Origin of the sequence: Bradyrhizobium sp. SZCCHNS1050 (genome assembly GCF_032484785.1) — a bacterium.
In the GTDB taxonomy this organism is placed as follows: Bacteria; Pseudomonadota; Alphaproteobacteria; order Rhizobiales; family Xanthobacteraceae; genus Bradyrhizobium.
Map to the genome: position 1 here is coordinate 1,281,724 of NZ_JAUETR010000002.1, position 12,898 is coordinate 1,294,621.

General features: G+C 65.2%; 10 protein-coding genes and 1 tRNA gene. 5 read left to right on the top strand and 6 right to left on the bottom strand.

Going from position 1 to position 12,898, the window contains the following annotated elements:
* Positions 1-31: 31 nt before the first annotated feature.
* A complete protein-coding gene (locus tag QX094_RS30330) occupies positions 32-1,423 on the bottom strand; it encodes a nitrate/nitrite transporter (RefSeq protein ID WP_316173994.1) in 1,392 nt (463 codons plus the stop codon).
* Positions 1,424-1,892: 469 nt separating this feature from the next.
* Between QX094_RS30330 and nirB the strand changes: the two genes are divergently transcribed.
* The 3 genes from nirB to QX094_RS30345 are packed head-to-tail and all read left to right on the top strand — an operon-like array spanning position 1,893 to position 7,370.
* Entirely contained in the window at positions 1,893-4,352 is a 2,460-nt protein-coding gene (gene nirB, locus QX094_RS30335; protein ID WP_316188412.1) for a nitrite reductase large subunit NirB, read from the top strand.
* On the top strand, positions 4,349-4,675 hold the full coding sequence (nirD, locus tag QX094_RS30340) for a nitrite reductase small subunit NirD (protein WP_315714577.1): 327 nt from the start codon (positions 4,349-4,351) through the stop codon (positions 4,673-4,675). Before nirB ends, nirD begins: the two co-directional genes overlap by 4 nt.
* Before the next feature lie 10 nt (positions 4,676-4,685).
* Positions 4,686-7,370: a molybdopterin-dependent oxidoreductase gene (locus QX094_RS30345; RefSeq protein ID WP_316188413.1), complete on the top strand. Its 2,685-nt coding sequence runs from the start codon at positions 4,686-4,688 to the stop codon at positions 7,368-7,370.
* Positions 7,371-7,502: 132 nt separating this feature from the next.
* Here the strand turns inward: QX094_RS30345 and rplA are convergent, their stop codons facing one another.
* From rplA to secE, 4 genes are all read right to left on the bottom strand, one after another.
* Positions 7,503-8,195 (bottom strand): 50S ribosomal protein L1, encoded by a 693-nt coding sequence (gene rplA / locus QX094_RS30350; RefSeq protein WP_315714579.1) that lies wholly within the window; start codon positions 8,193-8,195, stop codon positions 7,503-7,505.
* Between the two features lie 6 nt (positions 8,196-8,201).
* Positions 8,202-8,630: a 50S ribosomal protein L11 gene (rplK, locus tag QX094_RS30355; protein WP_012045056.1), complete on the bottom strand. Its 429-nt coding sequence runs from the start codon at positions 8,628-8,630 to the stop codon at positions 8,202-8,204.
* A 235-nt stretch (positions 8,631-8,865) separates the two neighbouring features.
* Positions 8,866-9,423 carry a transcription termination/antitermination protein NusG gene (nusG, locus tag QX094_RS30360; RefSeq protein WP_284423110.1) on the bottom strand — a complete coding sequence of 186 codons (558 nt, stop codon included), beginning with the start codon at positions 9,421-9,423 and terminating at the stop codon, positions 8,866-8,868.
* Positions 9,423-9,614, bottom strand: coding sequence for a preprotein translocase subunit SecE (gene secE / locus QX094_RS30365; RefSeq protein WP_006611822.1), 192 nt, complete (start codon positions 9,612-9,614; stop codon positions 9,423-9,425). Before secE ends, nusG begins: the two co-directional genes overlap by 1 nt.
* Before the next feature lie 423 nt (positions 9,615-10,037).
* On the opposite strand from secE, the gene QX094_RS30370 reads away from it, so the two are divergent.
* Entirely contained in the window at positions 10,038-11,279 is a 1,242-nt protein-coding gene (locus QX094_RS30370; RefSeq protein WP_316188414.1) for an ABC transporter substrate-binding protein, read from the top strand.
* An 89-nt stretch (positions 11,280-11,368) separates the two neighbouring features.
* Here QX094_RS30370 and QX094_RS30375 read toward each other — a convergent pair.
* A tRNA-Trp gene (locus tag QX094_RS30375) sits at positions 11,369-11,444 on the bottom strand.
* Positions 11,445-11,594: 150 nt separating this feature from the next.
* On the opposite strand from QX094_RS30375, the gene QX094_RS30380 reads away from it, so the two are divergent.
* Positions 11,595-12,830 (top strand): serine hydrolase domain-containing protein, encoded by a 1,236-nt coding sequence (locus QX094_RS30380; RefSeq protein WP_316188415.1) that lies wholly within the window; start codon positions 11,595-11,597, stop codon positions 12,828-12,830.
* Positions 12,831-12,898: the final 68 nt, after the last annotated feature.

Genomic DNA, 12,898 nt, shown 5'->3' on the forward strand with positions numbered 1-12,898 from the left:
CACCTTGCCTATGGAGCGACGGCGCGTCGGTTCAGACGCGCGCGCCGGAAACGGCGCCCCACGTGGTGCGCCAACGGACCTTGACCATGGCAAGTCCGACGAAGCCGAGCAATGCCAGCAAACCAAAGAACAGGAAGCCGGCCCCGAATCCGCCGGTCATTCCCTTGGCCGTGCCGAGCGCCTGGGCGAGGAAGAATCCGCCGATGCCGCCTGCGCAGCCGACGAGACCGGTCATCAGGCCGATCTCGTGGCGGAAGCGCAGCGGAATGAGCTGGAACACCGCGCCGTTGCCCATCCCGAGCGCGAGCACGCCGACCGAGAACAACAGCACCGAAATCCACGCAATGCGTGGCATGTTCATGAGCTCCCAGCCTGCCTGGGTCGGCGCAGCCGGCCCTTCCGGCATGAAGGCGATCACGACATAGGCGGCGACCACAATGCCAAACAGGATCGAGAGCGACCGGATGCCACCGATCCGGTCCGCAATGAGACCGCCCACCGGACGGAAGCCGGAGCCGAAAGCGACGATCAGCGCCACCAGCAATCCGGCCGCCACTCCGGAGACATGATACTGCACCGAGAAGTACAGCGGCAGGGCGTTGGCGAGGCCGACGAAGCCGCCGAAGGTGATGAAGTAGAAGAACATGAACCAGCGGCTGTCGGGATCGCGCAGCAGGCCGCCATAGGCCTTGAGCGAGACCGGCTTGCGTTCACCGGGCGCATCCTTCGCGGCGACGATGTAGTAGATCAGGACCATGACCATCGGGATGAGCAGCACCCCGAAAACGGCCTGCCAGCCCCAATGTTCGGCGATGGTCGGCGCGAGCAGCGTGTCGAGCACGACGCCCATGTTTCCGGCCCCTGCGATCCCCATCACGATGCCCTGATACTGCGGCGGATACCAGCGGCTGGCCTGAGGCAGCGCGACGGCGAACGAGGCGCCGCCGATGCCGAGCACGACGCCGAACAGCTCGACGGCCAGCTTGCTGGGGAGTCCGAAATAGGCAACGCAGGCGGTCGCCGTCATGACCACCAGCTGCGCGATCACGCCCGTGCGCTTGGCGCCGATGATGTCGGCCAGAATGCCCATGGGAACACGCAGCAGCGCGCCTGCCAGCACGGGGATCGCGACCAGCGTGAACTTTTCGTTGACCGCAAGATTCATGTCGCGGGCGACATAGACGATCAGCGGTCCGAGTGCGACCCAGGCCATGAAGCTGATGTCGAAATAGAGGAAAGCAGCCAGCAGTGTCGGCCAATGACCGGCCTTCTTGAAGTCGTCGAGCTTCATGGTCTCAAACCTCGTGACGCAGGCGCGCGCGAGCAGGCTCGGCAGGAGCTGCGTAAAGGGGACAAATTGTCGGGTGAGTTGAGCGGCGGTCTCGTCGTTGAGATACGCCCGGTCCTGCCCGCCTTTCAGCAAGTTTCGCACCAACTTGGGTGATTCACGTTTTTCTCAACCCGTACCGGCGCTTGGGACTTCGAAGCCGCAGTTCTACGGATCGCTGATGCTCAACATGAACGCAGAGCCCGCCTGCACCGCGCGCACACTGATGGCTTTTTGAGCGCCCGCCGAAGCCGACGCGATCGGTACTCGAACGGAAGGGCCTCCATCGAGGATGCACATAATCTGATCTGCCGCGGCTACTATTTGAGCGCAGGTGTCGCCAGCGGCGCGCGCAAGCGGCGGCTCAACCCTTGAATTACCGCGATTTCCGGCGACGACCCGAATGGCACGAGATTTGAATTAGTTGGCTCGCGACCGTCATTGGCGACGATCAGCTCTGCCCGCAGTTGGGCCTCCCCCAAAATTCAAACATGACCACAGCGACCGATGGGCCGATGCCCGTTCGCGTCGCCGCTGGATGTCGCTGGCATTCGAAAGGCAGACCATGCTCGACAAGACGATCAAGCAGAAACTGGTGGTGATCGGCAACGGCATGGCCGGCATTCGCACGGTGGAGGCACTGCTGGAACGGGCGCCTGATCTCTACGACATCAGCGTCTTCGGCGCCGAGCCCTACGGCAACTACAACCGCATCCTGCTGTCGCCGGTGCTCGCGGGCGAGAAGACCGTCGACGACATCATGCTGAACACGGAGCAGTGGTACGAGGACAACCAGATCACCCTGCGCAAGGGCGAGACGGTCACGATGATCGACCGCCGGAGCTGCGAGGTGGTCACCGAAACTGGCGAACGCTATCCTTATGATCGGTTGCTGATCGCGACCGGCTCGAGCCCGATCGTTCTTCCGGTCCCCGGCGCCGCCCTGCCCGGCGTCATCGGCTTCCGCGACATCAAGGACGTCGAGCACATGGTCGAAGCCTCGACGCGACATCGCCACGCGGTCGTGATCGGCGGCGGCCTGCTCGGCCTCGAAGCCGCCAATGGTCTGATGAAGCGCGGCATGAAGGTCACGGTCGTGCATCTTCTCGACACGTTGATGGAGCGCCAGCTCGACCCGGTCGCCGGCGGCATGCTGCGCAAATCGCTGGAGGAGCGCGGGCTGGAGTTCAAGATGCCGGCGCAGACGCAGGCCATCCTCGGCGAAACGCACGTCACCGGCGTCCGCTTCACCGACGGCACCGAGGTCGCGGCCGATCTCGTGGTGATGGCCGTGGGCATCCGTCCCAATATCGAACTGGCAAAGAAGGCCGGGCTGTACTGCGAGCGAGGCATCGTGGTCTCCGATACGATGCAGACCTATGACGGTCGCATCTACGCCGTCGGCGAATGCGTGCAGCACCGCCGTCAGACCTATGGTCTGGTGGCGCCGCTGTTCGACCAGGCGAAGGTCTGCGCCAATCATCTGGCGATGAAGGGATTCGCCACCTATGACGGGTCAGTGGTCTCGACCAAGCTGAAAGTCACGGGCATCGACCTGTTCTCTGCCGGCGACTTCGCGCCGGGACCCGACAAGGAGGAGATCGTCCTGCAGGATGCCAATCGCGGCGTCTACAAGCGGATCATCCTGCGCGACAAGAAGATCGTGGGCACCGTGCTGTACGGCGACACCATCGACGGGCCCTGGTATTTCCAGCACATGCGCGACGGCACCGATGTCTCCCACATGCGCGAACGTCTGGTGTTCGGCTCGGCGCATCTCGGCGACGGTGGCCACGGCGGACAGAACTCGGTTGCCGCCATGAGCGACGAGGCCGAAATCTGCGGCTGCAACGGAGTCTGCAAGGGCGCGATCGTCAAGGCGATCAGCGAAAAGAAGCTGTTCACGCTCGACGACGTGCGCGCCCATACCAAGGCGTCGTCCTCATGCGGCTCGTGCACCGGCCTGGTCGAGCAGGTGCTGGCGTTCACGCTCGGCGGCGACTACTCGGCGGCGCCCAAGGTGAAGCCGGTCTGCGCCTGCACCGACCACAGCCATGACGACGTCCGGCGCGTCATCGTCGAACAGCAACTGAAGTCGATCCCCGCTGTCATGCGATTCATGGACTGGAAGACGCCGAACGGCTGCCATTCCTGCCGGCCCGCCTTGAACTACTATCTGCTCGCGACCTGGCCCGGCGAGTATCGCGACGACCAGCAATCCCGCTTCATCAACGAGCGCGTTCACGCCAACATCCAGAAGGACGGCACCTACTCCGTGGTGCCGCGGATGTGGGGCGGCGTGACCACGCCCGGCGAATTGCGCGCGATCGCCGACGTCGCCGACAAGTTCAACATCCCGACCGTCAAGGTGACCGGCGGACAGCGTATCGATCTGCTCGGGGTGAAGAAGGAAGATTTGCCGGCGGTATGGGCCGATCTCAACGATGCGGGTATGGTCTCCGGCCACGCCTATGCCAAGGGTCTGCGCACCGTGAAGACCTGCGTCGGGTCGGAATGGTGCCGCTTCGGCACCCAGGACTCCACTGGCCTCGGCATCAAGATCGAGAAGTTCATGTGGGGATCATGGACGCCCGCGAAGGTGAAGCTCGCCGTCTCCGGTTGCCCGCGCAACTGCGCGGAATCGACCTGCAAAGATGTCGGAGTGATCTGCGTCGATTCAGGCTACGAGATCCATTTTGCGGGCGCCGCCGGCCTGCACATCAAGGGCACGGAATTCCTGACCAAGACGGCGACCGAGGACGAGGCGCTCGAGATCATCGTCGCGCTGACCCAGCTCTATCGCGAGCAGGGCTGGTACCTGGAACGGATGTACAAATGGTGCGACCGCGTCGGCTTCGACAACATCCACAAGCAGGTGGTCGAGGACGTCAAGAACCGCAAGGCGCTGTTTGAACGCTTCGCCTATTCGCAGCAATTCTCGCAGAGCGATCCATGGGCGGCGCGCGCCCGTCGCGGCGTCGATCGCAACGAGTTTACGCCGATGGCCGAATTGGAGCTCGCATGACCACCTGGTTTCAAGTCGGCCCGCTCGACGACATTCCCCCGCTCGGCTCGCGCGTCGTGCGCACGCCGCGCGGCAACATCGCGGTCTTCCGCACCGATGGTGACGAGGTGTTCGCGCTGGACGATCGCTGCCCGCACAAGGCAGGCCCCTTGTCGCAGGGCATCGTCCACAACCGCCGCGTGACATGCCCGCTGCACAATTTCGTCATCGAGCTCGCGACCGGACAGGCCGTGGCACCCGACCAGGGCTGTACGCCATCCTATCCCGCGAAGGTCGAGGATGGCGTCGTGTGGCTGTCCCTGCAGCAAACGGCCGCGGCCTGAACGGTATCGCATGAGCGTCAGGACGACATGCCCCTATTGCGGCGTCGGTTGCGGCGTCGTCGCCGATCGGGACGATTCAGGGACCATCAGCGTCCGCGGCGATCCGCAGCATCCCGCCAATCTCGGCCGGCTGTGCGGCAAGGGATCGGCGCTGGCGGAGACGATCGATCTCGGGGGACGTCTGCTCGAGCCGATCGTGAACGGGCGGGCAGCCGGCTGGGATGAGGCGCTCGACCTCGTCGCGAGCCGTTTCACCGAAATCATCCGCGACCATGGACCGGATGCCGTCGCATTCTATGTTTCGGGGCAGTTGCTGACCGAGGACTATTACGTCGTCAACAAGCTCGCCAAGGGCTTCGTCGGGACCGCGAACATCGACACCAATTCGCGCCTGTGCATGGCGTCGAGCGTCGCGGGCCACAAGCGCGCATTCGGCAGCGACACCGTTCCGGGCTGCTACGAGGACCTTGAGCAGGCCGGCCTGCTGGTCCTGGTCGGCTCCAACGCCGCGTGGTGCCATCCGGTGCTGCACCAGCGCATGCTGGCGGCCAAGGAGCACAATCCCGGCTGCCGTATCGTCGTTGTCGATCCGCGGAGGACCGCGACCTGCGAAGGCGCCGACCTGCATTTGCCGCTGCGTTCCGGAAGTGACGCGGTGCTGTTCAACGGCCTGCTCGCCTATCTCGCACGCGGCGGCTATGCGGACGACGGCTTTGTCAGTGAGGTCACCAGCGGCGTTGAATCGGCGCTGCAGGCCGCCGGCCGGCAGACAGTCGCCGAGACGGCGGCGGCCTGCGGGCTGAGCGAGGGCGCGGTCGAGCTGTTCTTTTCATGGTTCGCGAAGACGGAGCGCGTTGTCACGCTCTATTCCCAGGGCGTCAATCAGTCGAGCAGCGGGGTCGACAAGGTCAATGCGATCATCAACTGCCATCTCCTGACTGGCCGTATCGGCCGTCCCGGCATGGGACCGTTCTCGCTGACCGGCCAGCCCAACGCGATGGGAGGCCGCGAGGTGGGCGGCCTCGCCAACCAGCTCGCCGCGCATCTCGAGATCGAGAATGCCGAGCACCGGGAGCTGGTGAAGCGATTCTGGCGGTCACCGGTGGTCGCGCCAAAAGCGGGGCTGAAGGCGGTCGAAATGTTCGATGCGATTGCCGATGGCCGCATCAAGGCAGTCTGGATCATGTCGACCAACCCCGTGGTCAGCCTTCCCGACGCCGATCGGGTTCGTGCCGCGCTGGATCACTGCGCGTTCGTGGTCGCGTCCGATTGCATGCGCGACACCGACACCAACCGGCATGCCGATGTCCTGCTGCCCGCGCTCGCCTGGGGCGAGAAGGACGGCACGGTGACCAATTCGGAGCGCCGGATCTCGCGGCAGCGGGCGTTCCTGCCCGCACCCGGCGCGGCGCGCGCGGATTGGCAAATCATCTGCGACGTCGCCCAGCGGATGGGGTTCGCCGGTTTCGAGTATGGCAGCGCGGCCGAGATCTTTCGCGAGCACGCCGCGCTGTCCGGCTTCGAGAACAATAACACGCGCGACTTCGACATCTCGGCCCTGAGCACGCTCGACGGCCGCGCCTATGAGGCGCTGGCGCCGATCCAGTGGCCCGTGACGCGGGACTTTCCGACCGGCACGGCGCGGATGTTCGAGAATCGGCAATTCTTCACCGGGGATCGCAGAGCCCGTTTCGTGGCCGTCACGCCGCGACCGGCGCGGAACGCCACCAGCCGTGACTATCCGCTGGTCCTGAACACCGGGCGGATTCGCGACCAGTGGCACACCATGACGCGGACGGGAAAATCCGCGCGGCTGCTCGCGCACGTCTTCGAGCCTTGCGCCGAATTCCACCCCGAGGATGCGCGCCTTGCCGGTCTGGAGAACGAGGCGCTGGTGCGGCTTACGAGCCCCTGGGGCAAGATGGTGGCGCGCGTCGCGATCTCGACCGAGCAGCGGCGGGGCTGCGTGTTCGTTCCGATGCATTGGAACGAGGAGTTCGCCGGCGCTGGCCGTGTCAACGCGCTGGTCAATCCCGCGACTGATCCGCTGTCGGGTCAGCCCGAGTCCAAGCATACGCCGGTGAAGGCGGAGCCATATGCGCCGAACTGGCACGTCTTCATCCTGAGCCGGCAGGAGATCCGCCGTCCGCCATGCGAGTACTGGGTGCAGGGCAAGGTCGGAGCGTGTTTCCGGCTCGAGCTTGCCTTCGACCAGCGGCCTGCGAGTTGGCGCGAGTGGGCCGCCGAACAGCTTGGGATCGCCGGAACGGAGATCGATTGGATTGCGTATCGCGACCCGGCCGCCGGCCGGTTCCGCTACGCAGGCGTATCGGATGGCCGGCTGCAGGGCTGCGTCTTCGTCGCGCCCGACCAGCGGCTGGGATCGCGGTCGTGGCTTATCGGCCTGTTTGCCGAGCAGCGGCTGTCACCGAACGCCCGCAACGCCCTGCTCGCGGGCCAGCCATTGGCGGCCGCCGACGACATCGGTGCGGTCATCTGCTCCTGTTTCGGCATTGGTCGTAACCAGATCTCGTCGGCGATCCAGAACGGCGCAGGGAGCGTCGAGGCCGTCGGCCAACGTCTGAAGGCCGGGACCAATTGCGGCGCCTGCAAGCCCGAGATCGGCAAGCTGCTGGCGGCTGCGAGGCCCAGCATGCGATCCGAGGCCCGGACATCCGAAGGCGCCCGGGGCTGAGCCTCGTTGTGTTTTGCGCCGGCCCGGCTGCAATTTTGCAGCGGGCGTGCCGCTCACTTGGGGTGCGGAAATGCGAAGGGCGGGATCGATTGCCGATCCCGCCCCACTGAATGCTGACGATGTCCGAAGGTGTTACGCGAGCAAGGTGCCCGGCTCGACCTTGACGCCCGGGCCCATGGTCGACGACACCGCGACGCGCTGGACGTAGGTGCCCTTGGCGCCGGCCGGCTTGGCCTTCACCACCGCATCCGCCAGCGCCTTGATGTTCTCGACCAGCTTGTCCTCGGCGAACGAGGCCTTGCCGACGCCGGCCTGGATGATGCCGGCCTTCTCGACGCGGAACTCGACCGAGCCGCCCTTGGCGCCCTTGACGGCGCCAGTGACGTCCATGGTCACGGTGCCGATCTTCGGATTCGGCATCATGCCGCGCGGACCGAGCACCTTACCGAGACGGCCGACCAGCGGCATCATGTCGGGGGTGGCGATACAGCGGTCGAAGTCGATATTGCCGTTCTGCACCTTCTCGACCAGGTCCTCCGCGCCGACCACGTCGGCGCCGGCGGCCTTGGCTTCCTCGGCCTTCGCGCCGCGGGCGAACACGCCGACGCGGAGCGTACGGCCGGTGCCGTTCGGCAGCGTGACGACGCCACGGACCATCTGGTCGGCGTGGCGCGGATCGACGCCGAGGTTGATCGAGACCTCGATGGTCTCGTCGAACTTCGACACGGCCCGCTCCTTGATCATCTTGATCGCGTCAGCAAGCGGGTAGAGCTTGGTGCGATCGATGCCCTCGCGGGCCTTCTTCAAACGCTTTCCGAGTGCCATGGCGCCTTACCCCGCAACTTCCAGACCCATCGAGCGGGCGGAGCCCTCGACCATCTTCATGGCCGACTCGATCGAGTCGCAATTCAGGTCCTTCATCTTCTTCTCGGCGATCTCGCGCACCTGCGCCTTGGTCACCTTGCCGGCCTTGTCGCGACCCGGGGCCTTGGAGCCCGACTGGATCTTGGCGGCCTGCTTGAGGAAGTAGGACATCGGCGGGGTCTTCATCTCGAAGGTGAAGGACCGGTCCGCATAGATGGTGATGACCACCGGGATCGGGGTGTTCTTCTCTTCCTTCTGGGTCTGGGCGTTGAACGCCTTGCAGAACTCCATGATGTTGAGACCGCGCTGACCGAGCGCCGGACCGATCGGCGGCGACGGATTGGCCGCGCCGGCCGGAACCTGAAGCTTCAGGTAACCGGTTACTTTCTTTGCCATTATGACTCTCCAATGCGTTCGCGATTCTGCCTGATGCGAACGCAACGCCTTGGGGCGACAAAACCCGTCAGGCGAGGTTTGGGACCGTGGTCCGGCGCGCTTGGCCCGGCTGGCAAAGCCGGTCACGCCTCCCACGAACGAAATCGCCCCCCGTTCGGGGAGCGAAGCGCGCCCGATACACGAGATCGGACGAAAAGGAAAGCCCGGGACGCCGAGAGAGCCGGCAGCCCGGCCCTTAACCGACGATCTTCTCGACCTGGTTGAATTCCAGTTCGACCGGCGTCGCACGGCCGAAGATCGACACCGCGACCTTGACGCGCGAGCGGGCCTCGTCGATTTCCTCGACCACGCCGGAGAACGAGGCGAACGGGCCGTCGGCGACGCGGACGTTCTCGCCGATCTCGAACGACACCGAGGATTTCGGCCGCTCCACGCCTTCCTGCATCTGGTTCAGGATGCGCATCGCCTCGCCTTCGGAGATCGGCATCGGCTTGTTCTCGGCGCCGAGGAAGCCGGTCACCTTGGGCGTGTTCTTGATCAGGTGGAACGCCTCGTCGGTCAGCTTCATCTTCACCAGCACGTAGCCGGGGAAGAACTTGCGCTCGGCGTCGATCTTGCGGCCGCGGCGCACCTCGGTGACCTTCTCGATCGGCACCAGCACCTGCTCGAACAGGTCCTCGAGATTGCGCTGCTTGGCCTGCTCGCGGATCGACTCCGCGACCTTCTTCTCGAAGTTCGAATAGGCGTGGACGATGTACCAGCGCTTGTCGGAGCTTTGCGTTGCGGTTGCCATCAGTGGATGCCCAGCACGAGGGTGATGAGATAACGGATGATCTGATCGGCGGCGAAGAAGAACACCGAGGCCAGCGCCACCATCACGAACACCATGATCGTGGTGATGGTGACCTCGCGACGGCTCGGCCACGAGACCTTGGCGGTCTCCGAGCGCACTTCCTGCAGGAATTTGAACGGGCTGGTAGCCATCGTCAGGGGTCCGCGTCCGTCATCGGACGATTGAAGAGTTGACTGGGAAAACCGAACAGCCGTCCGTGGCCCACCCTCTTGTCGGAGAGATGAGCCGAATCCACGGGCTCGCTTGTTCGGGGAGTGAAAAGCCGCGCCGGATATCCGCGTGTAGCGGGCCGGCTGCAGGTTGCCAAGATATCTACTGTCCGGCCGGCCAAAGGTCAAGATATGGGCATGCCGGGCGTCGGCGGTCATTCCCGTGGCAGGCCCCCGCCAGGCTCGCAACAACGCGGTTTTTCGTGTCGCGGCAGGCCATTTCCGCACCACGGCAGGTTGAGCAGTTGCCGCGACGAAATGCCCGCGGTGGAGCGGTTCCTGCTCTTGCCGGGCCTGCGGCGCCCGCTCATTCTCGTCCGCACGAGAACAATCCGGAGGAAACCCATGACCTTTGCCCCGCGCAAGGGACGGACGCGCCTTGCCGCCGTCAGCCTTGCTGCTCTCGGTCTTGCCGCTCTCGCCCTCACCGCCGTCCCTGCCTGTGCCCAGGCCCAAGCCCCGCTCAAGATCGGCGTGCTCAGCGACTTCTCGTCGGTCTATTCGGACATCGGCGGCCAGGGCAATCTCGAGGCGACCAAGCTCGCGGTCGAGGCGTTCGGCGGCAGCATGTTCGGCAAGCCGATCGAGGTCATCAGCGCCGATCCGCAGAACAAGGCCGACATCGCCGCCGCGATCGTGCGCAAATGGTACGAGAACGAGGCCGTCGACATGGTGATCGACATGCCGACCTCGGCCACCGCGCTGGCCGGCATGGAGATGTCGAAGCAGTTCGAGAAGCTGATGATCGTGACGGATGCCGCGAGCTCCGACATCACCGGCAAGTCCTGCTCGCCCTACACCGTGCACTGGACCTACGACACTTATGGAAACGCGCACACGGTCGGCAGCGCGATCGTCAAGAACGGTGGCAATACTTGGTTCTTCATCACCGCCGACTATCTGTTCGGCCATTCGATCGAACGCGACACCGGCGACGTCGTGCGCGCCGCCGGCGGCACGGTGGTCGGCAGCGCCCGGCATCCTCTCAACAACCAGGACTTCTCGTCCTTCCTGCTGCAGGCGCAGGCCAGTAAGGCCAAGATCATCGGCATGGCCAACGGCGGTGGCGACACCATCAACACCATCAAGCAGGCCGCCGAGTTCGGCATCGTCGCCGGCGGCCAGAACCTCGCCGGCATCGTGATGTTCATCTCCGACATCCACAGCCTCGGCCTGAAGCTGGCGCAGGGGCTGATCATCACCGAGGCCTATTACTGGGACCTCAACGACCGCACCCGCGCCTTCGGCAAGAAGTTCTTCGAGCGCATGAAGCGGATGCCGACCATGAACCAGGCCGCGACCTACAGCGCCACCCTGCACTATCTTAATGCCGTCAAGGCCGCCGGCACCCGCGACACCAAGCCGGTGCTCGCGAAGATGCGCGAGACCCCGGTGCGTGACGCCTTCACCGACAACGGCATCCTGCGCGAGGACGGCCGCATGGTGCACTCGATGTTCCTGTTCGAGGTGAAGAAGCCCGAGGAGTCGAAGGGCCCGTGGGACTATTACAAGGTGCTGGCGGAGGTGCCCGGCGACCAGGTGTTCCGGCCGCTGAAGGACGGAAACTGCCCATATGTGAAACAATAAGAGGTCGCCGAAATGCATTCGGGGCTCGCGCGCTGCGGGCCCCGACCTCACCTGTCTCGTCCATTTTTGGCTTAAGTGCTTGATCTCGCTGGCAGGAGTGGAGAGGCTCGAACTCCCAACCCCCGGTTTTGGAGACCGGTGCTCTACCAATTGAGCTACACTCCTAGCGAGCCGGGACAGTGTCGCCGGTTCGCGCGCTTTGAAGCATAGACCTCCCCCCGAATGCAAGGGTGCAATGGGGCAAATCGACTGGTCAGACCACAACTTCCGCGCCAGACTTGATGCAAACCGACAACAGGACTTCAGGGAGAGCCCATGACCCCGCCGACTGCCGCATCCAGCGCGCACCTTTCCGCGCTCCGCTCGCTGACGCCGCCGCTGCCGGATGACTGCCCCGAGGCGCTGGGCCTGTCCCAGGCGCGGCTGCAGCGAGCTTCGGATGCGTTCAAGCGCGAGGCCGACAAGGGAACCATCCCCGGAGCCACCCTGCTGGTCGGCCGCCGCGGCCGGATCGGCTGGTTCGACGCCATCGGCCGGCAAGCGCCCGACGCCGACACGCCGATGCGGCCGGATTCGATCTTCCGCATCTTCTCGATGACCAAGCCGATCGTCTCGCTCGGGATCATGATGCTGGTCGAGGACGGCGAGCTGTTGCTGTCCGATCCGGTCGCCAAGTTCATCCCGGAATTCGGCGAGCAGAAAGTGGGCGTCGAGACCGGCGGCAAGCTGGAGCTGGTCCCGGTCGCCCAGCCGATGACGGTCCAGGACCTGCTGCGCCACACCTCGGGCTTGACGTATGAGCACACCGGCACCGGGCCGGTGCACCAGCTCTACCAGCAATCGCGGGTGCGCAGCCGCAAGATCACCAATGCCGAGCACGCGACGATCGTCGCCGGCCTGCCGCTGATCTGCCAGCCGGGCGCCGAGTTCAACTATAGCCGCTCGACCGACATCCTCGGGCGCATCATCGAGGTCGTCTCGGGCCAGACGCTCGGCCCCTTCCTTTCCGAGCGCATCCTCGAGCCGCTCGGCATGAAGGAGACGGGCTTCTCCACCGCCGAGGCGAATGCTGGCCGGCTGGCCGAGCCGTTCGCCAAGGACCCGTGGACCGGCGAGGCGGTCAACCTGTTCAAGATGACCGAGCAGCCGCTGATGGAATCCGGCGGCGGCGGGTTGGTGGCGACCACGATGGACTACGCCCGGTTCTGCGCGATGCTGCTCAGCAAGGGCAGCCTCGACGGCACCCGGCTGGTCGGCCGCAAGACGCTCGAGCTGATGGCCTCCGACCATCTCGGTCCGCACGTGAAGACGGTCGGCACGCTGCTGGCGCCCGGTCACGGCTTCGGCCTCGGCTTCGCGGTGCGCCGCGAGGCCGGCATCGCGCCCTTCCCCGGCTCGCCCGGCACCTTCTTCTGGAGCGGCATCGCCGGCACGTTCTTCTGGATCGATCCGAAGGAGGAGCTGTTCTGCGTGTTCATGGCGCAGGCCCCCGGGCAGCGCGACTACCTGCGCACGCTGGTGCGCGACGTGGTGTACGCGGCGGTGGAATGAGGGCGGCGCGCAGCAAATGCTGTCGTCCCGGCGAACGCCTAGCGTTCGCGGGACGACAGTTGAGAGTG

Excerpts from the sequence above, each read along its gene's own strand:
- nirB (WP_316188412.1), top strand. The coding sequence starts at position 1,893 with ATGCTCGACAAGACGATCAAGCAGAAACTGGTGGTGATCGGCAACGGC.
- nirD (WP_315714577.1), top strand. The coding sequence starts at position 4,349 with ATGACCACCTGGTTTCAAGTCGGCCCGCTCGACGACATTCCCCCGCTC.
- QX094_RS30345 (WP_316188413.1), top strand. The coding sequence starts at position 4,686 with ATGAGCGTCAGGACGACATGCCCCTATTGCGGCGTCGGTTGCGGCGTC.
- rplA (WP_315714579.1), bottom strand. The coding sequence starts at position 8,195 with ATGGCACTCGGAAAGCGTTTGAAGAAGGCCCGCGAGGGCATCGATCGC.
- rplK (WP_012045056.1), bottom strand. The coding sequence starts at position 8,630 with ATGGCAAAGAAAGTAACCGGTTACCTGAAGCTTCAGGTTCCGGCCGGC.
- nusG (WP_284423110.1), bottom strand. The coding sequence starts at position 9,423 with ATGGCAACCGCAACGCAAAGCTCCGACAAGCGCTGGTACATCGTCCAC.
- secE (WP_006611822.1), bottom strand. The coding sequence starts at position 9,614 with ATGGCTACCAGCCCGTTCAAATTCCTGCAGGAAGTGCGCTCGGAGACC.
- QX094_RS30370 (WP_316188414.1), top strand. The coding sequence starts at position 10,038 with ATGACCTTTGCCCCGCGCAAGGGACGGACGCGCCTTGCCGCCGTCAGC.
- QX094_RS30380 (WP_316188415.1), top strand. The coding sequence starts at position 11,595 with ATGACCCCGCCGACTGCCGCATCCAGCGCGCACCTTTCCGCGCTCCGC.